22 protein-coding genes are annotated in these 20,357 nt (G+C 71.9%); 5 read left to right on the forward strand and 17 right to left on the reverse strand.

Going from position 1 to position 20,357, the window contains the following annotated elements; genetic code table 11:
* The first annotated feature begins 8 nt into the window (after positions 1–8).
* From ABD663_RS11515 to ABD663_RS11535, 5 genes are all read left to right on the forward strand, one after another.
* On the forward strand, positions 9–1,358 hold the full coding sequence (locus ABD663_RS11515; protein ID WP_344738637.1) for an alpha-hydroxy-acid oxidizing protein: 1,350 nt from the start codon (positions 9–11) through the stop codon (positions 1,356–1,358).
* 16 nt (positions 1,359–1,374) lie between these two features.
* Positions 1,375–2,391 (forward strand): sodium:calcium antiporter, encoded by a 1,017-nt coding sequence (locus tag ABD663_RS11520; RefSeq protein WP_344738639.1) that lies wholly within the window; start codon positions 1,375–1,377, stop codon positions 2,389–2,391.
* A 40-nt stretch (positions 2,392–2,431) separates the two neighbouring features.
* Entirely contained in the window at positions 2,432–2,818 is a 387-nt protein-coding gene (locus tag ABD663_RS11525) for a DUF4870 domain-containing protein (protein WP_344738641.1), read from the forward strand.
* Between the two features lie 118 nt (positions 2,819–2,936).
* Positions 2,937–4,322: a glycine--tRNA ligase gene (locus tag ABD663_RS11530; protein WP_344738644.1), complete on the forward strand. Its 1,386-nt coding sequence runs from the start codon at positions 2,937–2,939 to the stop codon at positions 4,320–4,322.
* A gap of 1 nt (position 4,323) precedes the next feature.
* Positions 4,324–5,016, forward strand: a complete 693-nt coding sequence (locus tag ABD663_RS11535; protein WP_344738646.1) for an aspartate/glutamate racemase family protein — start codon at positions 4,324–4,326, stop codon at positions 5,014–5,016.
* Between the two features lie 94 nt (positions 5,017–5,110).
* Here ABD663_RS11535 and ABD663_RS11540 read toward each other — a convergent pair whose 3' ends face one another.
* The 17 genes from ABD663_RS11540 to ABD663_RS11620 all read right to left on the reverse strand — a co-directional run bounded on the left by ABD663_RS11540 (position 5,111) and on the right by ABD663_RS11620 (position 20,315).
* A complete protein-coding gene (locus ABD663_RS11540) occupies positions 5,111–5,599 on the reverse strand; it encodes an Imm61 family immunity protein (RefSeq protein WP_344738648.1) in 489 nt (162 codons plus the stop codon).
* A complete protein-coding gene (locus ABD663_RS11545) occupies positions 5,596–5,949 on the reverse strand; it encodes a hypothetical protein (protein WP_344738650.1) in 354 nt (117 codons plus the stop codon). Before ABD663_RS11545 ends, ABD663_RS11540 begins: the two co-directional genes overlap by 4 nt.
* 66 nt (positions 5,950–6,015) lie before the next feature.
* Positions 6,016–6,525, reverse strand: a complete 510-nt coding sequence (locus ABD663_RS11550; protein WP_344738652.1) for an Imm61 family immunity protein — start codon at positions 6,523–6,525, stop codon at positions 6,016–6,018.
* Positions 6,522–7,025 (reverse strand): Imm61 family immunity protein, encoded by a 504-nt coding sequence (locus ABD663_RS11555; RefSeq protein WP_344738654.1) that lies wholly within the window; start codon positions 7,023–7,025, stop codon positions 6,522–6,524. Before ABD663_RS11555 ends, ABD663_RS11550 begins: the two co-directional genes overlap by 4 nt.
* Entirely contained in the window at positions 7,022–9,508 is a 2,487-nt protein-coding gene (locus ABD663_RS11560) for a glycohydrolase toxin TNT-related protein (protein WP_344738656.1), read from the reverse strand. The genes ABD663_RS11555 and ABD663_RS11560 overlap by 4 nt, the downstream gene beginning before the upstream one ends.
* Complete coding sequence (locus ABD663_RS11565; RefSeq protein WP_344738658.1) at positions 9,509–9,853, reverse strand: DUF6507 family protein; 345 nt, start codon at positions 9,851–9,853, stop codon at positions 9,509–9,511.
* A gap of 21 nt (positions 9,854–9,874) precedes the next feature.
* Entirely contained in the window at positions 9,875–10,186 is a 312-nt protein-coding gene (locus ABD663_RS11570; protein WP_344738660.1) for a pore-forming ESAT-6 family protein, read from the reverse strand.
* 14 nt (positions 10,187–10,200) lie between these two features.
* Positions 10,201–10,536 (reverse strand): hypothetical protein, encoded by a 336-nt coding sequence (locus ABD663_RS11575; RefSeq protein WP_344738662.1) that lies wholly within the window; start codon positions 10,534–10,536, stop codon positions 10,201–10,203.
* Between the two features lie 131 nt (positions 10,537–10,667).
* On the reverse strand, positions 10,668–11,057 hold the full coding sequence (locus ABD663_RS11580) for a hypothetical protein (RefSeq protein WP_344738664.1): 390 nt from the start codon (positions 11,055–11,057) through the stop codon (positions 10,668–10,670).
* Positions 11,047–15,033 (reverse strand): type VII secretion protein EccCa, encoded by a 3,987-nt coding sequence (gene eccCa, locus ABD663_RS11585; protein WP_344738666.1) that lies wholly within the window; start codon positions 15,031–15,033, stop codon positions 11,047–11,049. Before eccCa ends, ABD663_RS11580 begins: the two co-directional genes overlap by 11 nt.
* Positions 15,030–15,815, reverse strand: coding sequence for a hypothetical protein (locus ABD663_RS11590; protein ID WP_344738668.1), 786 nt, complete (start codon positions 15,813–15,815; stop codon positions 15,030–15,032). Before ABD663_RS11590 ends, eccCa begins: the two co-directional genes overlap by 4 nt.
* 4 nt (positions 15,816–15,819) lie before the next feature.
* Positions 15,820–17,124 carry an EsaB/YukD family protein gene (locus ABD663_RS11595; protein WP_344738670.1) on the reverse strand — a complete coding sequence of 435 codons (1,305 nt, stop codon included), beginning with the start codon at positions 17,122–17,124 and terminating at the stop codon, positions 15,820–15,822.
* A complete protein-coding gene (locus ABD663_RS11600) occupies positions 17,121–17,387 on the reverse strand; it encodes a hypothetical protein (RefSeq protein WP_344738673.1) in 267 nt (88 codons plus the stop codon). The genes ABD663_RS11595 and ABD663_RS11600 overlap by 4 nt, the downstream gene beginning before the upstream one ends.
* A complete protein-coding gene (locus ABD663_RS11605; RefSeq protein ID WP_344738675.1) occupies positions 17,387–18,478 on the reverse strand; it encodes a DUF6177 family protein in 1,092 nt (363 codons plus the stop codon). Before ABD663_RS11605 ends, ABD663_RS11600 begins: the two co-directional genes overlap by 1 nt.
* Complete coding sequence (locus tag ABD663_RS11610; RefSeq protein ID WP_344738677.1) at positions 18,475–19,242, reverse strand: FHA domain-containing protein; 768 nt, start codon at positions 19,240–19,242, stop codon at positions 18,475–18,477. Before ABD663_RS11610 ends, ABD663_RS11605 begins: the two co-directional genes overlap by 4 nt.
* A 66-nt stretch (positions 19,243–19,308) precedes the next feature.
* The gene (locus ABD663_RS11615; RefSeq protein WP_344738678.1) at positions 19,309–19,734 is read right to left on the reverse strand and encodes a DUF1801 domain-containing protein; all 426 of its coding nucleotides are present in this window, start codon (positions 19,732–19,734) and stop codon (positions 19,309–19,311) included.
* Positions 19,731–20,315 carry an HhH-GPD-type base excision DNA repair protein gene (locus tag ABD663_RS11620; RefSeq protein ID WP_344738681.1) on the reverse strand — a complete coding sequence of 195 codons (585 nt, stop codon included), beginning with the start codon at positions 20,313–20,315 and terminating at the stop codon, positions 19,731–19,733. Before ABD663_RS11620 ends, ABD663_RS11615 begins: the two co-directional genes overlap by 4 nt.
* Positions 20,316–20,357: the final 42 nt, after the last annotated feature.

Genomic DNA, 20,357 nt, shown 5'->3' on the forward strand with positions numbered 1-20,357 from the left:
TGGCCGACATGACCCCGAGCAGTGCAGATCCATCCGATCCCGCCGCCGCCCGCGGCATCTCGCGGCGGGCGCAATCCGACATCTACCGCGCGGGCATCAGCGGGTCGACGCCGCGCGTCCCGGTCGCCGGTGATGCGCTCGAGGCCGCCGCCCGCTCTGCGATGAGCGCTGAGGCGTTCGCATACATCGCAGGAGGCGCGGGCGCCGAGCGCACCGTCGATGCCAACCGGGCCGCGTTCGGACGCCGGCAGCTGTGGCCGCGGCCCCTGCGCGACGTCTCCACTCGCGATCTGTCGACGACGTTCCTGGGTGTGGATCGGCCTTCGCCGCTGCTGCTCGCCCCGCTGGGGGTCATGGAGCTCGCCCACCGCGACGCCGACCTGGCCGTCGCGCGTGCGGCCGCAGCACTCGGCGTGCCGTACACCCTGTCGAATCAGGCCTCCGTCGCCATGGAGGACGTGGCGGCCGCGGCTCCCGGCGGCTCGCGGCTGTTCCAGCTGTACTGGTCGGCTTCGGACGAACTGAACGCCTCGCTGCTGCGGCGGGCCGAGGCATCCGGCTGCGAAGCGATCGTCGTGACGCTCGACACGCACCTGCTCGGCTGGCGCACGCGTGATCTCGACCTCGCCTACCTGCCCTTCACGCGCGGGCTCGGCATCGCCCAGTACACGAGCGACCCCGTGTTCCAGCAGCTCGTGCGCGACCGCGTTCGGCGCGGGCCGGATGCCGCAGCCCCTGCGGCCCCGCCGGTGCGGCTGACGCCCAAGACGGTCGCCGCGGGTCTCACGATCGCCCGACGGGCCGGTGCGGTGACCGGGTCGGGCAGCATCCGCGACAACCTGCGCTCGCCGCTGCCGCGGGCGGCGGTCGAGACCTTCCTCGACGTGTTCTCGACCCCGGCGCTGACGTGGGACGACCTCGCGCGGGCCCGGGAATGGACGACGCTGCCGATCATCCTGAAGGGCATCGTGCACCCCGACGACGCCATCCGCGCGCTCGATGTCGGCGTCGACGGCGTGTGGATCTCGAACCACGGCGGACGCCAGCTCGACCAGTCGGTGCCCACGCTCGACGTGCTGCCGACGATCGCCGAGCGCATCGCCGGACGCGTGCCGGTCGTGTTCGACTCGGGCGTGCGCCAGGGCTCCGACGTCGCGATCGCCCTCGCGCTCGGTGCGGATGCCGTCGCCCTGGGTCGCCCGTACGCATACGGTCTCGCGGTGGCCGGCGAAGAGGGGGTGCGCGAGGTGGTGCGCAATATCCTCGCCGAACTCGACATCACCCTCGGACTCACCGGGCACACCGCCGTCGGCGACCTCGATCACCACGCGCTGCGCGACGTGCCGGGCGGTTCATGACCGGGCGGGGGGACGCATGACGGGCACGTGGCCGCTGTGGCCGAGTGTGCTCGCCCTCCTCGCGAGCGCCGCGGTCGTCGTCTTCGCCGGCAGTCGGCTGGCTCGCACCGCGGACGAACTCGCAGACCGGACGGGGCTCGGCGAGGCCGTGGCGGGCGCGGTCTTCCTCGGCGCCGTGACGTCGCTGTCGGGCATCGTGACGACGGCGACCGGGGCGCTCGACGGAGACGCGGCCTTCGCGCTGGCCAATCCGATCGGAGGGATCGCCCTGCAGACGGTGTGGCTCGCCGTCGCCGACCTCGCCTACCGCCGCGCCAATCTCGAGCACGCGGCGGCGTCGCTCGAGAACCTGCTGCAGGCCGTCATCCTCGTCGCGCTGCTGTCCCTGCCGGTCATCGCGTTCGCGACACCCCAGCTGCAGATCGGCTGGGTGCACCCGGTCACCTTCGCGATCCCGCTCCTCTACCTGTACGGACTGCGGCTGGTGCGTCGTACGCACGAGGCGCCGATGTGGCGCCCCACGCGCACGGAGGAAACCCGTGAGGACGAGGGCGGCCCCGTGCGCACCCAGTCGCTCACCCGACTCTGGGTGACGTTCGGCCTGCTCGCCGTCGTCGTCGCGGGCATCGGCTGGGTGATCGCCAAGGCGGGAATCGGCGTGATCTCGGCCACCGGCTGGTCGAGCGGCGTGACGGGCTTCACCCTGACGACCGTGATCACCTCCCTCCCCGAACTCGTCGTGCTGATCGCGGCGATACGGATGGGCGCCCTGACGCTGGGCGTCGCCAACATCATCGGCGGCAACGTCTTCGACGTGCTGACCCTGTCGGTCGCCGACGCGTTCTACCCCGAGGGGTCGATCTACGGACCCGCCGGTCCGGTGACGCTGGTGCTGCTGGGCGGCACCCTGCTGATGACCGCGGTGCTCACCGCCGGTCTGCTGCTGCGCGAACGCCGGGGGGTCGGGTTCGAGGGTGCGGCGATCCCCATCGTCTACGCCGTCACGATCGCGCTCGCGGTGTTCGCCGTCTGACGGGTCGCACAGGCCGCGTCGCGGACTCTAGGCTGGCGACGTGACCGTCCCGCCGCCGTACTATCCGCCACCGCCGCCGTACGGCGGCGCGTACGTGCAGCCGATGTCTCCCGCAGACGAGAAGCTGTGGGCGACGCTGATCCACCTCGGCGGGCTCTTCTTCGGGTTCCTCGCGCCGTTGATCGGATACCTGGTGCTCAAGGATCGCGGCCCGTTCGTGCGCGCGCATACGGCGACCGCGCTGAACTTCCAGCTCACGCTGCTCATCGCCTATTTCGCGGGTGTCGTCCTGACCGTCTTCATCATCGGCATCTTCGTTCTCATCGCCGCGTACGTGCTCAACATCGTGCTGTGCATCATCGCGGCAGTGAAGGCGAACCGGGGCGAGTGGTACACCTACCCGCTGTCGATCACGTTCGCTCGCTGACCGCCGCACGACTCCGCGCCGGCGCCGGACGGCACCGGCTCGACGACTAGAATCGACGGATGCCGCGACCCGCGGCTCTCCGCGACATCCGCGACCTCTCCCGACCATTGGAGCCACCGTGGCCGAGCAGTCCCGCCTCGACAAAGTCATCGCCCTCGCCCGCCACCGCGGGTTCGTGTTCCAAGCGGGTGAGATCTACGGCGGATCGCGCTCGGCGTGGGATTACGGACCCCTCGGTACCGAGCTCAAGGAGAACATCCGCCGCCAGTGGTGGCAGAACTTCGTGCGCGGCCGCGGCGACATGGTGGGCCTGGACTCGTCGGTGATCCTGCCGACGCGCGTGTGGGAGGCATCCGGGCACGTCGAGACGTTCACCGACCCGCTCGTGGAGTGCCTGCAGTGCCACAAGCGCTTCCGCGCCGACAACCTCATCGAGGACTTCGAGGCGCGTAAGGGACGCACGGCCGAGAACGGCCTCGCCGAGGTGCCGTGCCCGAACTGCGGCACGAAGGGGCAGTACACCGAGCCCAAGGCGTTCTCGGGACTCGTGAAGACCTACCTCGGCGTCGTCGACGACGAGTCGGGCCTGCACTACCTGCGCCCCGAGACCGCGCAGGGCATCTTCGTGAACTTCACGAACGTGCTCACCGCCAGCCGCAAGAAGCCGCCGTTCGGCGTCGGCCAGATCGGCAAGGCGTTCCGCAACGAGATCACGCCGGGCAACTTCATCTTCCGCACGCGCGAGTTCGAGCAGATGGAGATCGAGTACTTCGTGCCGCCGGCCGAGGCCAAGGAGTGGTTCGACCACTGGGTCGAGGAGTGCTGGAACTGGTTCACCGACCTCGGCATCGACGAGGCGAACCTGCGGCGCTTCGACGTGCCCGAAGACGAGCGCGCCCACTACTCCGACGGCACGATCGACCTCGAGTACCGGTTCGGCTTCTCGGGCAAGGAGTGGGGCGAGCTCATGGGGGTCGCCAACCGCACCGACTACGACCTGTCGCGGCATGCCGAGGCATCCGGTCAGAAGCTGTCGTACTTCGACCAGGCCTCGGGTGAGACCTACACGCCGTACGTCATCGAGCCGTCGTTCGGCCTGACGCGCGCGATGATGGCGTTCCTCGTCGACTCGTACCACGAGGAGCAGGCGCCCAACGCGAAGGGCGGCACCGACACCCGCACCGTTCTCAAGCTCGACCCGCGGCTCGCGCCCGTCAAGGTGGCCGTGCTGCCGCTGAGCCGCAACGAACGCCTGTCGCCGTTGGCCCGCGAGACCGCCGACGCGCTCCGCGGCCGGTGGACGGTCGACTTCGACGACGCCGGGGCCATCGGACGCCGGTACCGCCGGCAGGACGAGATCGGCACGCCCTTCTGCGTCACGGTCGACTTCGACTCGCTCGACGACCACGCCGTCACCGTGCGCGACCGCGACACGATGGGCCAGGAGCGCGTGCCGCTCGAGGGGCTCAACGCCTACCTCGCGGAGCGGCTGCCCGGAGTCTGACGTGCGCGTCATCGGCATGCTCGGCGGCATGAGCTGGGAGTCGTCGATCGAGTACTACCGGCTCGCCAACGAGCGCGTGCGCGAACGCCTCGGCGGCGTGCATTCGGCGCGCATCCTGCTCGACTCGGTCGACTTCGCCGAGGTCGAGCGCTTTCAGGCCGAGGGGCGGTGGGACGAGGCGGGACGCATGCTCGCGGGCCGTGCGCAGGCACTTCAGGCGGGCGGCGCCGAGCTGATCGTGCTCTGCACCAACACGATGCACAAGGTCGTCGATGCGATCGAGGCCGCGATCGCGATCCCGGTGCTGCACATCGCCGATGCGACCGCCGACGCGATCACCGCCGCGGGCCTGGATCGGGTCGGGCTGCTGGGCACCGCGTTCACGATGGAGCAGGACTTCTACCGCGAGCGCCTCCGCGCCCGCGGTATCGATGTCATCGTGCCCGACGCCGACGACCGCGCGCTGGTGCACCGCGTCATCTATGACGAACTCGTGCAGGGCGTCGTGTCGGATGCCTCGCGCGACGCCTACCGCGCCGTCATCGGCCGTCTCGTGGCTGCCGGGGCGCAGGGCGTCATCCTCGGCTGCACCGAGATCGAGCTGCTGGTCACCGCCGACGACAGCCCGGTGCCGGTCTTCCCGACGACGCGCATCCACGTGGATGCCGCGGTCGACGCCGCGCTGCGCGCGTAGCGGCATCCGGTTCGGTCGGAGAATCACGCTCCGGTCGGAGGAATCCCGCTCGACAGTCCGGCCGGCGACCGATTCTCCGACCTGGGTGCGGGCGTCAGGTGGGCAACCGGCCGGCGGGGGCGGTGATCAGGGCGCGCACGTCGTCGGGCGCGAGGTGCGCGTAGCGGCTGTAGCGAGCAGCGTCGACGTCGCTTGCGAACGTCCACGACCGCCCCGATGCACTGTCGGTGAGCACGAAGCCGTCCGACAGGTCGCCGGTCAGCGTGTAGCCGGGTTGCGCGACAGACGTGCCGTCGTCGAGTTGCACATCGTTGCGGAGGCGTTCAAGGCCGAGACGGGTGCGCACCTCGCCTGCGCTGATGACGGCGAGGTAGCGGTCGACGTCGGCTGCGGCAGCGGCGGCAAACGTGACGCCCCGATCCTGGTCCCGCCAGAATTTGCGGACCGTCCACCCCTCACCCGAGGAGCGTACCTCCAGGACAGTATCGTCGCCGCCCAGGTCGAGCCCGGTCTCGGTGAGCCGAGCCGACTGGCCGTGGTCGGTGAGCCATCGGGCGATTGTCGAGAGCGTCGTTGCCGTCACCAGCCCCGGGCCTCGAGGAACTTGTCGGGCACCCACAGGCGCGCGGTATCGGCAAATGCATCCACCATCTGGGCGACATCCTCGGGGCTCGCGATCCCGCTGGTCGGCTGCGGGACGTTCATGCCGATCCTCCGGGCCCCGTAGTCGACGCTGAAGCCGCCCCGGCCACGGTCGTAGACGAAGACCACGGGCAGGTAGTCGAAGACACGGAACTCGAGGGTCAACCATGGCGTCGGCTCATCGCGCGTCTCCGCGACCACGAACCCGGCGACGGCCGCGCCCAACCTCGCTCGGAGCGAGTCGATCACGACGTCCTCGAGACGCGTCATCGACTCGGGGAAGGTGGGCATGCGCCTCAGCATCTCACGCGCGGAACACGTACCGGCGTCGGCTCGGCCCGGTACCTTTCGAGTCGCTCACGTCATCCCGGCGAAGACCGGTGCCCCCGATTCCGCGACCAAGGAGCTGCGCAGATCCTCGAGCTCGGCCTCGGCGTAGTACGAGAACCTGACGGCGGGGTGCATCGACCAGTCCCGGAACCGCGCAGCGATCGGCCCACGATCCTCGCACAGTAGTGTCGCCCAGCCGCCGTCCAGCGCGGCGAACACGAATCCGGGTGCGCATCGGTCGATGGCGAAGGGGAGGCGAAGCCGCGGAAGATCTGCCTCTGCTCGCAGATCGATCCCCAGCTGGACGGTGAGATACCGCTCGATATCGGCGGGCTGCGTCGACACCATTTCGGGTTGTGGTGGCTCGGCGCGCTCCGCTCGGGACAGATGGAACTCGTCGTCGAACCGGCGGACCGTGTAACGGATCTCACCGCCGGGTTCGGTGGCGACGGTCGTGGCGTCGTCCTCTCGGGTCACGGCGTACCCGGCGCGTCCCGCCCATGCCTCGAACGCATCCGACAGCACGCTGGTGGTCATCGATTTCGAGCATCCCCGAAGTCGGGATGGGGCGATGTGATCGCCCTTCGCAACAGGTCGGGGGGCGTGGAGGCGTACCGGCTGAATCGGGACGCCTCGATATCGCTGGCGAATCGCCATGCGCGGCCCGTGGCACCGTGAGTCAGGACGAACCCCGCCTTCAGATCGCCTGTCAGGACGAAGCCATCGGCGGGCATCGCGATGCCATCCGCGTCGGTTTGCACGCCGTGGCGACTCCGCGGGAGTCCGAGTCGAGCGCGCACCTCGTTCGCCGACGTGAGGGCGAGATAGCGATCGACGTCCGTCGCGTCAGAAGCCGCGAACACCACGCCGCGGTCCTGGTCGCGCCAGACCTTGTGGACGATCCAACCGTCGGCGCGGCGACGCACTCTCAGCTCGACCTCGCCGTCTGCGAGGTCGAGCCCTTCGTCTGTGCTGACGACCGTCTGCCCGTACTCAGCGAGCCAGCCGGCCACCGCAGTCAAACCCTTGGCGTTCACAGCAGAACCTCCAGATCGATCAGCTCATCGACGCTGAGGTAGGTCGGCGTGCCGTCGTGCGCGACACGGAAGAAGCGGATCTGCCAGCCGCCTCCGGGGAATCCGAGCGCCTCTGCGACGACGGAGACCTCGATTCGTACACCCGTTGGCAGGGTGGGTGCCAGGTCGAACGTGGAGTACTCCATCGCTCGGTGCCCCGGAGTGAGTCCGCGCTGCTCGAAGGATGTTCCCTCTACCGTCAGGTAGTCGCCGCGCCAACCCCCGATTCGGTCGAGGTCTGAGAACTCGGGGTAGTCGCGGGTCAGCGCCTCGACGCTGTCGTACTGCACCCGCGTGCCGGCGACCGCGCCGTCGTTCGCCGGCCAACGAACTCCACCGGGGCTGCCGTCAGCGTGATCGGTGTAGGTGTAGCGCGAGTTCCAGTCCGCCTGATCGGCGATCGGCGTGCCGTCGGCGTCGCGTCCGAAGGGAGCGGAGGGGTCTTCCACAAGCGCCGCAATATCGGGGTTGTCGACCTCGGAGCCGGCGTACCAGGGCTGTGGAGTTCCACTGTCATCGCGGTGCTTCCCATAATCGGGATCGACCGAACCAGTGTCAGGCGTGCGTGACCACCCAGGCCCGGACTCGGCATCGGAGTACAGCGGGCCTTCGGCTCTCGCGACGGGCTGCTCGGCAGTCGGGTCGCGAGGGACATCGCCGTCAGTCGGACCGCCGTGATTCGCTGACGTGCCGGCGGGAGGTGTATCGCCGCCGTCGCCGGCGGATCCTGCGGAACCGCCCGAGTCGGATCCGCCACCGCCACCGCCACCGCCACCGCCACCGCCGGAGTCGGAGCCGCCGCCAGCCGGACTCGGCCCGTCACCCGGGGAGCCTCCGCCACCGTGCGCCGGACCGGAGTCGACCACCGAACCCGACCCGCCCGACCCGCCGGCGCCGACCAACTCGGGCTCGCGCACGGTCGCGGGAACCTCCACGCCGCCGTCCGCTCCGCGCACCGACCCGAGCGCGTCGTCGAACGCGCCCGCCGGAAGCTCGATCGCGCCGCCGGGGAACTCCAGGACAGGGATGCCATCGTCGACACGAGCGGTGACGGTGCCGAGGTCGACACCCCAGTCGTCGAGCATGTCGATCGCGGATGCCGCATCCGTCGCGGTGTGCACCTCGACGTGCGGCGGGTCGAAGTGGGGCAGCGTGCCGTTGAGGCGCGCGACGAGGTTGTCGATCGAGCCCAGGGTGAGGTTGCCCACGCCCCCGGCGCCGCGGAACGCCCACGTGGCCGGGTCGACGAGGTCGACGATGCGGGCCATGCGCCCCATGACGCTGGCAGCGCCACCGGCCGTCTTGACACCGGTGATGGCGGCGCCGGCCGGCACCAGGATCGTCGCGACATTGAACACCGACTCGCCGAGCGCGGTGCCGGGGTCGTCCTCCCACGAGTCCCACGCGATGAGGCCCTTGCCCATCTCGAGCGCCACCTCGTCGGCGCGGGCCTTGAAGTCGCGCACCTCCTGCGGCAGGAACCCTCCGCCGCCCCAGGACTCCATGCCCTGGTCAGCGAGCATGATCGGCATGAACAGCGGGGAGTTCATGACGCTGCCGGCAGCCAGCATCCCGAGCCCGCCCCACGCGGCGCCGTAGGCCTCGCCCGAGAAGAAATCCCCGGTCGCGGGGTTGTAGCCGAGCGTGAGCGTGCCGAGGCCCTCGACGGTGCCCCAGATGCCGCCGACGACGACGCCCTCCCACAGGAAGTCCTTGACGACGAAGTTGAAGGTCGCCTCGCCGCAGCCCTCCGAGCGCTCGACTGCGGCGCCCCACGGCATCTCGGTGCCCTCGGGGATCTCCTCCAGGCCGTACCCGAGCGGGTCGTCCTCGGACTGGAATGCGCGCAGCGGGGCTGCGCCGTACAGCGCCCGGATGGTATTCGCGCACGTGCGCTCGGCGTCCCACAGCCGCACCTGCGCGGCGTTGACGGCGGCGATCAGCTCGTTGTTGCGATCGACCGACTCCTGGTGCTCGTGCCACGCTCTGTGCACGTAGTGGTACTGCGGGATGTTCGCACCGCCGCTGCCGTCGGCGCGACCCGGGCGCGAGCGGCTGCGGATCCACGCCGGGTTCGTCTCGCGCACCTGCACGCCGGGGCCCACAACGTCGTCGACGAACGCGGTGGCCTGGGCGCGCAGCGAGTCGAGCTCGGCCTTGATGGGTCGCACGTCCTCGGCGAAACGCGACAGCGCACGGCCGAGCGTCTGGAGGTTGTCGCCCGCGGTCGTCGCCTGCGTGCCGACCGGCGACATCACGTCGAGCAGCTGGCCCGACTCGGGTGCGTCGTAGACGCCGGCGAGCGCCTGCCACTTCGTGTGCACGTCAGAGCCGTTGTCGCGCACGCTCGCGCCGGCGGCGGTGATGACCGCGGCCTGCTCCTCGATGACCTCGGGCAGGATCTCGGCGCCCGGGATCTCACCGGGCTTGATGGCGTCGGGCACTCAGCGCACCCCCGGTGGCAGGGGTGCGGTGCGGAACGCGTCGATGCTCGCGGACTGCGCGGTGGCCGCCATCTCGAGATCTCCGGCGACGTAGGCCTGCGTCGCCGCGACGACGCCCGAGGACGCCGCGGCGATGCGCTCGCTCATGGCTTCGATGCGGGGGCCCTCCTCGCCCTCGAAATACTCCTGCACGGCCTGCGAGATCGCCGCGGACGAGGTCGCGGTCACGCCGGCCTGCAGGGCGGGCACGAGCGTGTTCAGTGCCTCGCCCAGAGCGGTGGCGGGCACGTTGACGTCTTCGAGGACACCGGCCACACCGGTGGGATCGATGCTCCAGCGCGACATGGGTCAGCAGCGCCGGAGGGGTCAGCCGATGGCTTCGACCGCGGCGCGGGCCTTGCGAAGGGCCTCCTGCGCCGACTCGTCGTTGCGCTCCAGCGACGAACGGAGGGTCTGGATGATGCCGCGCACCTCGGCGGCGGCGTTCTTCCAGCGCAGCTCCTTCGCGCGGTAGTCCTCGGACACGCCTTCGGCGGCGTAGTCGGCCATGGCCGCCTGCACGTCGCGATCGCGCTGGTCGATGAGCGCCTCGAGCTGGGCGGCGACGCGGTTGAAGTTGTCCTGCGCGTTCTGGGATGCCGCGATGTCGTAGTCGCGACGGTCGTTCTGATTCGCCATGATCGCCTCTCCCGTCAGCGTCCGGAACCGAAGCGGGCAGCGTCGAACGACGACCCGGACTCCAGTGACTGCGTCGAATCCACCATCTGCGATTCGCCCTCGAGGAACGAGCGGTTCATGCCGCCGATACCCGCGAGCACGCCGTCGAGCGCCGCCTTCAGCTCGGCGCTGATGGCGTCGGTGCGACCCTTGAAGCGGTCGAACGCCGCGCGTCCCGCGCCCTGGAACCGGCCCTCGAGCGGCTCGGCCGCTTCGAAGAGCTGGCGCACCAGCGTGGAGAGCTCGTCACTCGATCCCGATGTCGCCTTTCCGAGCACGCTGAGCGTGTCGGCCCCCATTGCGAACTTCATCCCGTGAATCCCTTTCCGCAGTGCGGCCGAAGTCGACCGCCGATCACCGATGGCGAGGTCTGTCCAGGCTAACCCAGGTCGCGTCCGGGGCCGTGTCCCCCATTCGGCGGACAAGCCGCGAAAAGTCCAGGTCAGCGGATGTCTCGGCCGAAGCCCTGATGCACGGCGACGCCGCGCGCCCCCGACGCGGCATCCAGAATCGCCACGCCGATGCGACCCTCGTCGGTCCACGGCGTGTAGGCCTCGGTCCACCACGACACCGGCGGCAGCGGGTCGCGCGCTTCGGGCAGCAGCCGGAAGACCTCCTCCACGGTCGGGAGCATGCGCGGCCGCAGCACCGTGAGCACCGGGACCCCGGCGGCGAGCACCTGCAGGGCGGCACCGCCGTCGACGGTCTGCAGGGTGAACGCATCGGCGTCGGGGTCGAGACCGTCGCCGGCGGCCCAGACCTCACCGGCGGCGCGTGCGATCGCATCGCCGTCGACGGGGCCGGGGGTGAGCAGGACGCTGCTACGAGGCATCCGACCTCCTCGCGCGGCGGGTCGTGGGCATGGCTTCGGAGTCGAGCCCGGCCGCGACGCCGTCGGGCTCGACGGCGGCACCGAACTGAGCGATCTGCACGAGCGTCGGCCGCTCGCCGCGGCGGGCCAGCCGCCCGCGGCCCGCGATCATCGGCTCGGCGTACAGCTTGGGCAGCAGTTGACCCTCGGCGCGGTCTCCCGACATCACAAGGGCGGTGCCGCCGGTGTCGCGCACGCCCTGCAGTGCGACGTCGAACATCGCACGGGAGGCGCCGGCGACCGGCCGGGCGACGACGACGTTGAGTCGCAGATCGCGTGCCGACGCGAGGTAGGGCAGCAGCGGGCGCAGCGGCTCGGCGCCGCCGGCCGCCAGGATGTCGAAGTCGTCGGCGACGACGAGGATGCGAGGGCCCGGCTTGGTGCGATCGGCCTGGCGACCCGCGAGCTCGACCGCGATCGACTCCGCCAGCTGCCGTGCCTGCGCGCCGCTGGTCGCGTGTCCGCCCAGGTACGCGTCGGGGATGTCGGCGGCCAGATCGCCGCGACTGTCCATGAGCCCGATGACGAGCTCCTCGGGGGAGTGGCGGTCGATCGCACCCTGCACGACGCCGCGCAGCAGGGTCGTCTTGCCGCATCGGCTGTCGCCCAACACCAGCAGGTGCGTGTCTCGTGAGGCGAGGTCGAGGGCGACCGGCGACATCGTGTCCTGTCGCAATCCGATCGGAATGACGTCGGGTTCGTCGAGCGCGTCGGGCAGCTCGGACGGCGGCAGGTTCTCGGGAAGCAGGCGGATGGGGGCGGCACCCGGTCCGCCCCACCGGGTCGCCGTGTCGCGCGCTATGCGCTCGAGCGCGTCCCCGATGTCGGCTCCGTCGACTTCTTCGAGCAGCGGCAGCGCGACCTGGGCGAACAGCTTGCCGTCGGTGAGGACGCGGCCGGGCTCGTCGGCGCGCAGCGTCGCGGCGAGCTTGCGGGCGATCTGCGAATCCCCGGGGTCGTTGAGCTTCAGTTCGAGCCGCGTGCCCACGAGACCCTGCAGGTTCATGCGCAGCTCGCTCCAGCGCGAAAGGGTGACGACGACGTGGATGCCGAAGCTGCCGCCGCGCTCGAGCAGCTGACCGAGCGGCTGCTCGAGCTCTTCGAACTCGCTGCGCAGAGCCCCCAGTCCGTCGACGAGCAGGACGATGTCGGCGCTGGGCAGCTCGGGCAGTCGGCCGTCGGCGTGCTGGCGACGCATGTCGGCGAGCGAGTCGAGCCCGCGGTCGCGGAACAGCCGCTCGCGCGTCGCGAGCATCGCCGTCAGCTCTTCCAGCAGGCGCTGGAGGCGCTCGCGGTGGCCGCGGGTGGCGACGCCGCCGACGTGCGGGAACGGCTCGATGCGCGCGAGGCCGCCACCGGTGAGGTCCATGCCGTAGACGCTCACCTGTCGCGGAGAGTGGGTGAACGCGAGGGATGCCGCGAGGGTGCGCAGGAAGGTCGACCGGCCCGACTGCGGGGCGCCGGTGATCGACACGTGACCGCCCGACCTGGTCAGGTCGAGCATCCACGGCTGCTGCGTCTGCCGTGCGGGGTCGTCGAGCAGGCCGATCGGGGCGCGCAGCGCTCCCCCTTCGCGTTCGGCGCTGGGCAGAACGGCGCCCAGGGTGAGCACCGGCGGAAGCGGCGGCAGCCACACCGGCCGCGTCCGCTCGACGCCGCGCGCCAGCCGCGATGACGCCGCCTGCACGAGCGTGCGGCCGGTCGTGGGTTCGTCGGGCATCGCCGTCGTCACGTCGTCTGCCGCGTCGTCGGCGGTGTCGGGCAGGTCGTACGCCGGAAGCTCGGCGACCACGGGACCGTCGTCGACGACGATCTCGGGGGCTGCCGCATCGGGTACGGGCCCGGACACGTACCCCGCGCGGAACCGCGTGTAGACCGAGGTGTCGACTTTGAGATAGCCGAACCCGGGGATGGCGGGCAGGTGGAAGGCGTCGGGCGTGTCGAGCACGACCGCCGACTCCGACTCCGAGAACGTGCGCAGGCCGATCCGGTACGACAGGTACGTGTCGAGACCGCGCAGGCGTCCGCCCTCGATGCGCTGGCTCGACAGCAGCAGGTGCACCCCGATCGACCGGCCGATGCGTCCGATCGTCAGCAGCAGTTCGACGAAGTCGGGCTCGGCCGTGAGCAGCTCGCCGAATTCGTCGATCACGAGGAACAGGTGCGGCAGTGCGGGCAGGTCGGGACGGTCGGCGCGCATCCGCCGGTAGTGGCCGATGGAAGCCGCGTTGCCGGCATCCTTCAGCAGTCGCTGGCGTCGCACGACCTCGCCGGCGATGCTCGCCCGGGCACGCTCGGTGAGCTGCGGGTCGTCCGCGAGGTTGTCGATGATGCCGGCGACATGGGGCAGGCCCGCGAACGGGGCGAACGCCGCGCCGCCCTTGTAGTCGACGAGGATCATGTTCAGGTCGTCGGGCGAGTGGGTGAGTGCCAGCCCGAGGATGAGCGTGCGCAGCAGTTCGCTCTTGCCCGACCCGGTCGCGCCGATGCAGATGCCGTGCGGGCCCATGCCGAGCTGTGCGGACTCCTTCAGGTCGAGCAGCACCGGGCTGCCCGCGTCGTCGACGCCGATCGGCACGCGCAGGAAGTCGCCCGCCGAACGCGGCTTCCAGGCGCGCGCGAGGTCGAGGTCGTCGACGTCGCCGATCGCGAGCAGCTCGGTCACGTCGGGAGCCAGCGAGGTCTGCGCGTCGACGGCGGAGGTGCGGGTCAACCGCAGCCCGGCGAGGGGACGGGCGACGACGGTCAGCAGTGCGGTGTCGACCGGGTCCACGCGGATGCCGGTCACGGCCGGCTCGCCGGTGCCCGGCATCTCGATCATCGCCGATCCGTCGGCGAGCGTGATGCGCGCCGACACGGCCGAGGGCTCCTTGAGCCGGTCGTCGACGATGTGGACGACCGTGATTCCGAGCTCGGCCAGATCGAGCGCGGAGTCGAGGCGGGGGAACCCGGTCGCCGTCGCGGTGCCCTCGTCGACGAAGACGACCAGTCGCGCGGGTCGCGCGCGGCGCCCGCTGCGGCGCGCGGCCGACGCCTCGGCGACACGGTCGCGCAGGTCGGCGTGCAGCAGCCCGAGCAGATCGGGAAGCGTCGGCGCGACCAGTCGCGCGCTCACCCGACCGTCGACGGGGGCGGGCCGGTTCGCGTGCGGGAGCAGGTCGAAGCCGACCCATGCGTCGCGCCGCTCAGGCGGCACGACGGCGGCCAGCTGCACGTCGTCGGGGGCATGCAGCGCCGCGAGCTGTGCGACGAGTGCGCGCACCGCCGTCATCGTGTCGGCATGTTCGCCGACGATCGACACGTGACCGCCGCGGTCGAGGTCGACCGTCGCGGGCAGGTCGACCGCGACGCCGGCGAGGTTCACAAGCCGCTCGGCCGAGCCCTTCATCACGGGGTCGAACGGCTGCACCGGGTTCTGTTCGTCGGGCAACCGCACCGGCACCGCCCGCAGGTCTGCGGTGCCCAGCCGCAGGCGCAGGAAGTCGATGTCGCCCCGGCGGCGCTCCCAGCGCCGAGCGGGATCGACGGCGATCTGCACCAGTGCCGCCGGCTCCGGGTCGAGCAGCTCGACGGCCGCGCGGTGATCGTGGGCGCGCTCGCGTACGGTCGCCCGGGTGGTCTCGAGGTAGTCGAGGTAGCGCTCGCGCTGCACGCGGCGCTGTCGGGCCGCGTTCCCGCGCGCGGTGAACGCCATGCCGATGCCGCCCACGAGCGCGACGACCAGGATGACCGCCCCGATGACGACGAACACCGGATTGTTGCGCAGCAGCACGATCATGGTGATCGACGAGAGGCTGCCCACGATGGGCAGCAGCGACTGCAGGGGGAACCCGCCGGCATGGTCGCCGAGCGGCGGGGGCGGGGCGAGCACGGTCTCGGCGGGGGGCTCGACGGGCACCGTCGCGCGTGCGGGGCGGTGGACGACGTGAACGGTCATGCCGGTACCGCCTGTGCGCCGATGGCCGTCGCCGACAGGCGCAGCAGCGCGCGGCGCGCGCGTGCCGTGCGCGCCGCGGATCCGCCGCGCAGGCCGGCGTCAAAGGGCACCCCCACGACCGGGTACGGGTCGGTCGCCAGCGCGCGTGCGACCGCATCGCCTGCGCGCGCATGGTCGACCAGCGCGAGCACCGGACGAGGGGCTTCGGGCAGGGCGGCGATGGCCGGTGCCGCGGCGCGGGCGAGCTCGGCGGGCCCGCGGCGCGCATCGGCGACGAGCACGACGACGTCGCAGAGGGCGGCACACGGTGCCAGGTCGACGAGCGGATGCCGCACCCCGAAGTCGGTCACCGACACTTCGAAGAACCGCGTGATGGGTGCTGCTTCGGCCAGCCAGGCGTCGACGGCGTGGCCGGAGTCCGTCCGCAACCCGAACCAGCCGGCACCGGACGCGAGGCCCGACTGAGCATCGGACGAGGTTCGTGCCACCGCCCGGGTGTCGTCGATGCCGGTGACCGGGATGCCCAGCCGTGCTCCGAGCCCGGTGGTCGCGGCGGAGACGTCGACTGCGAGCACCGGCTCCGACCGCCTCGCCGCCGCCGTGCGTACGATCTGCTCGGCGAGGGTCGACCCCCCGGCACCCGGCGAGAGCGACATGACGCCGATCCGCTGAGCCGTCGACCGCGGACCGCGGATCGCGGCGTCCCACGCCGTGAGCGCGCGAGCCGAGGCCGCGGCACTCGTGAAGAGCGTCGCGGGCAGCTCGCGCAGGTCGACCGTCACCGCGTCATCCCCCGAACATCCCGAGCAGCTCGGCGTAGACGCCGAGCGCGCCGAGCAGCAGCGGAAGCAACGACACGACCGCGAGGGTTTCGAGCACATTCCCGAGTCCTCGCAGCCGAGCCCGCGTGTGGGGGCGCGGTTGGGCGAGCACGACGAACGCGATCACTATCGCCGATCCGGCAGAGACCGCGGAGCCGACCCAGCCGTCCAGCAGAACGACGGCGGCGACGGCGATCGCGGCGACCGCCGTCCACAGCGTCCACCCCTGCATCCGCAACGGGAAGGCCCGCGTGCGCATGGCCGCCACGAGTGCGACGGCCAGCGCGAGGAGGCCCGCCCACAGCTCGGCGGCGAGCACGAGGGAGACGCCGGCGACCCCGATCGCCGCCGCGACGAACGCGACGCTCCACGAGAGACTCGCGTAGGCGTCATCGATCGCGGCGGCCGCGCGTGCGCGCGTCGCCGGGTCGCCGTCGGCCGCGCGCTGGTCGAGTTCGGTGAGACCGGCGGCCGACAGCGCGATCCACGGCAGCGGGCCGGTCGCGAACCCCGCGACGACGGCGACGACCGCGGCAGCCGCGGTGGGCGGCACGCCGACCAGCAGCAGGATGAGCAGCAGCGTTCCGAGGACGCCGCCCAGCGCGCCGCCTGCGGCGGCGCCACGGTTGCGCCGAGCGACCCCGATACCGACGAGGACGACCAGGCCCGCGCTGGCGAGCGCCACCGCGGCCGCGGTGAGCGGCCCCGACGCCGTCGTCGCCGCCAGGGCGAGTGCGGGAACGAGTCCTGCGGCCGCCGCCGCGGCACACGTGGCACTGCCGCGCACACCGCCCAGACCGAGCCCCGCGGCGATCGCGAGGAGTGCGACGAGCCCGCCGAGCATCCACCAGGCCGCGGCGACGTCGTCACCGTACGGCGGGAGCGTCGCCGCGAGCGCGGCGGCGATCGCGATCGCCGTGCCTCCGGCGGACATGCGCGCGCGGGCGTCCCAGCGGTCGGCGCGGATCTCGAGGGCGTCCGCCGCCGCGTCGGTCACATCGATGACGACGGGCGGAGGGGGTGCGGCATCGAGGCGGACCAGGCGCAGCAGCGTGCCGTCCCGCAGCTGCAGCTGCGACGGGGTGCGCGCGATGTCGACGGGCTCGCCGTCGGCGGTCACGAGGCTCAGCGGTCGGGCGACCGTGCCCCCCGCTTCGCCCAGCAGGTCGAGCAGCTGCGGCAGGGCCGAGCCGAGCGGCTCGGCGTCGGCCACGACCACCTCGGCTCGGCGGGTCGCGCCGCTCAGGGTGAGACGGGTGAAAGCGGTCACGGCGTGCCTCCCGAGGTCGGGGCCGCGGTGCTGACGGCGGCCGGTGCCGCTTGCGCCTGCCCGGTGAGCAGATCGGCGACGAACGAGATGCCGACGCACACGGCGCAGGCCACGGCGGCGAGGATGAGCGAACCCATGAGGCGCTTGGCGTGGTCGTTCACGGTGCGCCTCTCGTCGATGCGCCCGTACAGCAGCGCGGCGGCCAGACGCTGACGCTGGATGCGGGCCTGCTCGATGAGCGCGGTGTCGCGATGGTCGGCCATCAATCGTCCCTCCCTGCCCGCGGTCCGCGCCCGAGCTGGGCAGCGGCCGCCGGCGCAACGGCGAGCAGTTCGGCGACCCGGTCGGGGCCGAACGCGGCGAGCACCTCGTCGAGTCGGCGCCATCCGCCACCCTCCACCGAGCCGAGCGGCAGGAGGAGTCCCGGCAACCGGGGGCTGCCCACGAGGGCGGCGCCCAACTCGTCGGCCCACCGGTCGACCGGCGACCCGAGGGCCCGCACTCCTGGCGGCCCGATCATCAGGGCGAGCGGTTCGGGAGGAGGCGTGCCCGTGCAGCGGCGGGCGAGGTCGTCCGAGCCCAGGGCGGCCATTGCGACGCCCATGAGCGGCATCCCCACCGCGGCCGCATCGGCGAGGAACAGCCGGGCGCGCTCGCCGAGATCGGCGGCGGCGTCGTCCCGGGCGCCGGCGACGTCGGCGTGCACGCGGGTGGTCTCTTCGAGGCCTTCGACGGTGCGTGCGACGTGGAGCGTGCCGATGAGGGGATGATCGGATGCCGCAACCGCCGCCCAGCGGCTGTCGCGCGGCATCCGCCGCCGGGTGCGCTCGGTGAGGTCGTCGCGGTCCCACGGTGCCACCAGCGGCTCCGTCGCACCCCACGCGGTGGGTGCGGTGCCCGCGAACCGGGTCGCGGCGGCCTCGATCACGCCGCCGAGCCGCACCGGCCGGCTGACGCGGTGCCGTGTCGAGACGGTCGCGGCCAGCTGCAGCCGGGTCGTGATGCCCGACCGCGCGAACGCGGGGTGCGCGTCGGCCGTGCGCGGGATGCCGTCAACCTCGAGGACGTCTTCGGGGCGGGCCAGTCGTCGGCCGGTGCGGGCGTCGTAGCATCCGTCGTCCGCGGTGCGCACGACCCAGCGCCCGCGCACGGACGACAGGGCATCAGCCAGCGGCCGCGTCATGCGCGCGTGGTCCCCGCTCACCACGATCGGCCGGTCGCCGCCGGTGGCGGTGCGGGCGAGGAAGTCGCTCATCCCCGACGTGAGCGCCACGACATCGGCGCGCGTCTCGGTGGCCGCCCACCCGGGGCCGGCGCCGTCGAGCAGCGGATGCCTGATCGCCGTGGTGCTCATGCCGACCTGACCGTCACGATCCGGTCGCCGAGTTCGAGGGTGGCGCTCGCGGGCAACGGAGTGCGCTGGTGAGGCAGCAGCGTCTGCGGAGCGCCGGCGGCCCGCAGCACCGTCCCGTTCGTCGACCCGAGGTCCGTCACCCACACCAGGCGACCGTCCCACTCGAGGCGCGCGTGCGACTTCGACAGCGTCCGCGAGAGGTCGGGCCATCGGTACAGCTCGTCGTCGAGGACGCTCGGCGACGGATCTCGACCCAGCACGAGCGGTGTGTCGAGCGTGAGCCGCTGCCCCGAATCGAGCTCGATGCTCGGGGCGCGACCACGCAGCGTGATCGGTCCGGTCTCGGGTGCGGGGCCGGGCTCGGGGAAGACGTAGGGAGCCAGCGCCGGCGCGAACGGATCGCGCCCCCGTCGCAGGTCTGCAGTGCGCAGCCGCCCGCTGACGAGGTCTCGCAGGATCGATCCGCCTGCCGCGGCCCCCGATGCCGCCTCCACGGTGCGCAGTCCTGCGAGCGCCGCGCCGGGGGTGCGTCCGGTGCGGGCCAACAGGACGACGACGATCGCGGTGACGACGAGCGCGAGGATCAGCAGCACCCACGCGATCGAGGGATCCCCCGCCGCGGCCATCGCGATCGCACCCGCAACGAGGGCGATGGGGGCGGCGGCGTCGACGGTCCCGCCGAGAAGTCGTCGCCCGACCGATGGGCGGGCGACGAGGACGAGCGGATCCACCTCGGCTGGGCGGTTCGTGTCCGGTGTCGTCATGGGCTGCGCTTCCGTCCGCGGGGACGAGATGAGTCTAGACGCGCGCCCGGGCGCGGACCCGGCCGCTCAGTCGATCACCGTGATGTTCGCGTACTGCCCGCCGCCCGAGCGCACGTACTGCTCGGCATCCGAGAGGATGCGCTTCAGGGCATCGCGGTCGACCGCCTCGACGTCCGGGATGTAGAGGCATCCCACGCCCGTCTTGTGCGGGCCCAGCGACGTCAGATCGTCGCGGTGCGCGTCGACCCCGTCGAGCAGGTAGACCGTCGTGGCCTGCTTGCGCGGCGAGAACCCGATGATGGGCGAGTCTCCCTCGTTGCCCGTGGGGTAGCGGTAGTGGCACGCGCCGAAGCCGATGATCGTGCCCCACAGTTCGGGCTCGAGGCCGGTGACCTCCGTCACGAGGTCGACCATGCTGATCGCGTCCTCACGCCGCTTGGCCGGGGTCACCCCCGCGATGAACTCGGCGACGTCGCCTCCGGTCTTCTTCATCGTGCCTCCTTCGCGGCGCTCTTCGCGGCGCGCTTGGTTTCGCGCACCTTCGCGAGCGACTCGGGCGAGGTGATGTCGGCGACGCTGCGGAACGAGCCCGGCTCGCCGTATGCTCCTGCCGCCTCACGCCAGCCGTCGCCGCCGTACCCGCACTGCTTGCCCAGCAGCGCGAGGAAGATCTTCGCCTTCTGCTCGCCGAAGCCGGGCAGCTTCTTCAGCCGCTTCAGCACTTCGGCGCCGGTCGGGGTCGCGCCGTCGCCGCCGTCGGTCCAGATCCGCGCGGCGTCGCCGCCCCAGTCCCCGACGACAGCGGCCGCGAGTGCCTGGACGCGACCCGCCATCGACCCGGGGAACCGGTGCACGGCGGGGGTCTGCGAGAACGCGGCCGCGAACGCCTCGGGGTCGTACCCGGCGACGGCCGCGGGCTCGAGCGTGCCCACGCGGTCGAGGATCTTGCGCGGACCCGCGAAGGCGGTCTCCATCGCGACCTGCTGGTCGAGCAGCATCCCGACCAGCAGCGCGAACGGGTCGTCCTGCAGCAGTGCGTCCGCCTCGGCGTCTCCGGTGATGTGAAGCGTCATGTCGCCCAGTCTTCCACCCGTGGTGCCGTGTGTCCCGTCCTC

Origin of the sequence: Microbacterium awajiense, from assembly GCF_039536545.1 — a bacterium.
GTDB classification, from domain to species: domain Bacteria; phylum Actinomycetota; class Actinomycetes; order Actinomycetales; family Microbacteriaceae; genus Microbacterium; species Microbacterium awajiense.

Coding starts and splice junctions, on each gene's coding strand:
- ABD663_RS11600 (WP_344738673.1), bottom strand. CDS start 17,387: ATGGCCGACCATCGCGACACCGCGCTCATCGAGCAGGCCCGCATCCAG.
- ABD663_RS11550 (WP_344738652.1), bottom strand. CDS start 6,525: ATGACCACCAGCGTGCTGTCGGATGCGTTCGAGGCATGGGCGGGACGC.
- ABD663_RS11520 (WP_344738639.1), top strand. CDS start 1,375: ATGACGGGCACGTGGCCGCTGTGGCCGAGTGTGCTCGCCCTCCTCGCG.
- eccCa (WP_344738666.1), bottom strand. CDS start 15,033: ATGACCGTTCACGTCGTCCACCGCCCCGCACGCGCGACGGTGCCCGTC.
- ABD663_RS11515 (WP_344738637.1), top strand. CDS start 9: ATGACCCCGAGCAGTGCAGATCCATCCGATCCCGCCGCCGCCCGCGGC.
- ABD663_RS11565 (WP_344738658.1), bottom strand. CDS start 9,853: ATGTCGCGCTGGAGCATCGATCCCACCGGTGTGGCCGGTGTCCTCGAA.
- ABD663_RS11610 (WP_344738677.1), bottom strand. CDS start 19,242: ATGACGACACCGGACACGAACCGCCCAGCCGAGGTGGATCCGCTCGTC.
- ABD663_RS11620 (WP_344738681.1), bottom strand. CDS start 20,315: ATGACGCTTCACATCACCGGAGACGCCGAGGCGGACGCACTGCTGCAG.
- ABD663_RS11605 (WP_344738675.1), bottom strand. CDS start 18,478: ATGAGCACCACGGCGATCAGGCATCCGCTGCTCGACGGCGCCGGCCCC.
- ABD663_RS11570 (WP_344738660.1), bottom strand. CDS start 10,186: ATGGCGAATCAGAACGACCGTCGCGACTACGACATCGCGGCATCCCAG.
- ABD663_RS11615 (WP_344738678.1), bottom strand. CDS start 19,734: ATGAAGAAGACCGGAGGCGACGTCGCCGAGTTCATCGCGGGGGTGACC.
- ABD663_RS11545 (WP_344738650.1), bottom strand. CDS start 5,949: ATGCCCACCTTCCCCGAGTCGATGACGCGTCTCGAGGACGTCGTGATC.
- ABD663_RS11580 (WP_344738664.1), bottom strand. CDS start 11,057: ATGCCTCGTAGCAGCGTCCTGCTCACCCCCGGCCCCGTCGACGGCGAT.
- ABD663_RS11575 (WP_344738662.1), bottom strand. CDS start 10,536: ATGAAGTTCGCAATGGGGGCCGACACGCTCAGCGTGCTCGGAAAGGCG.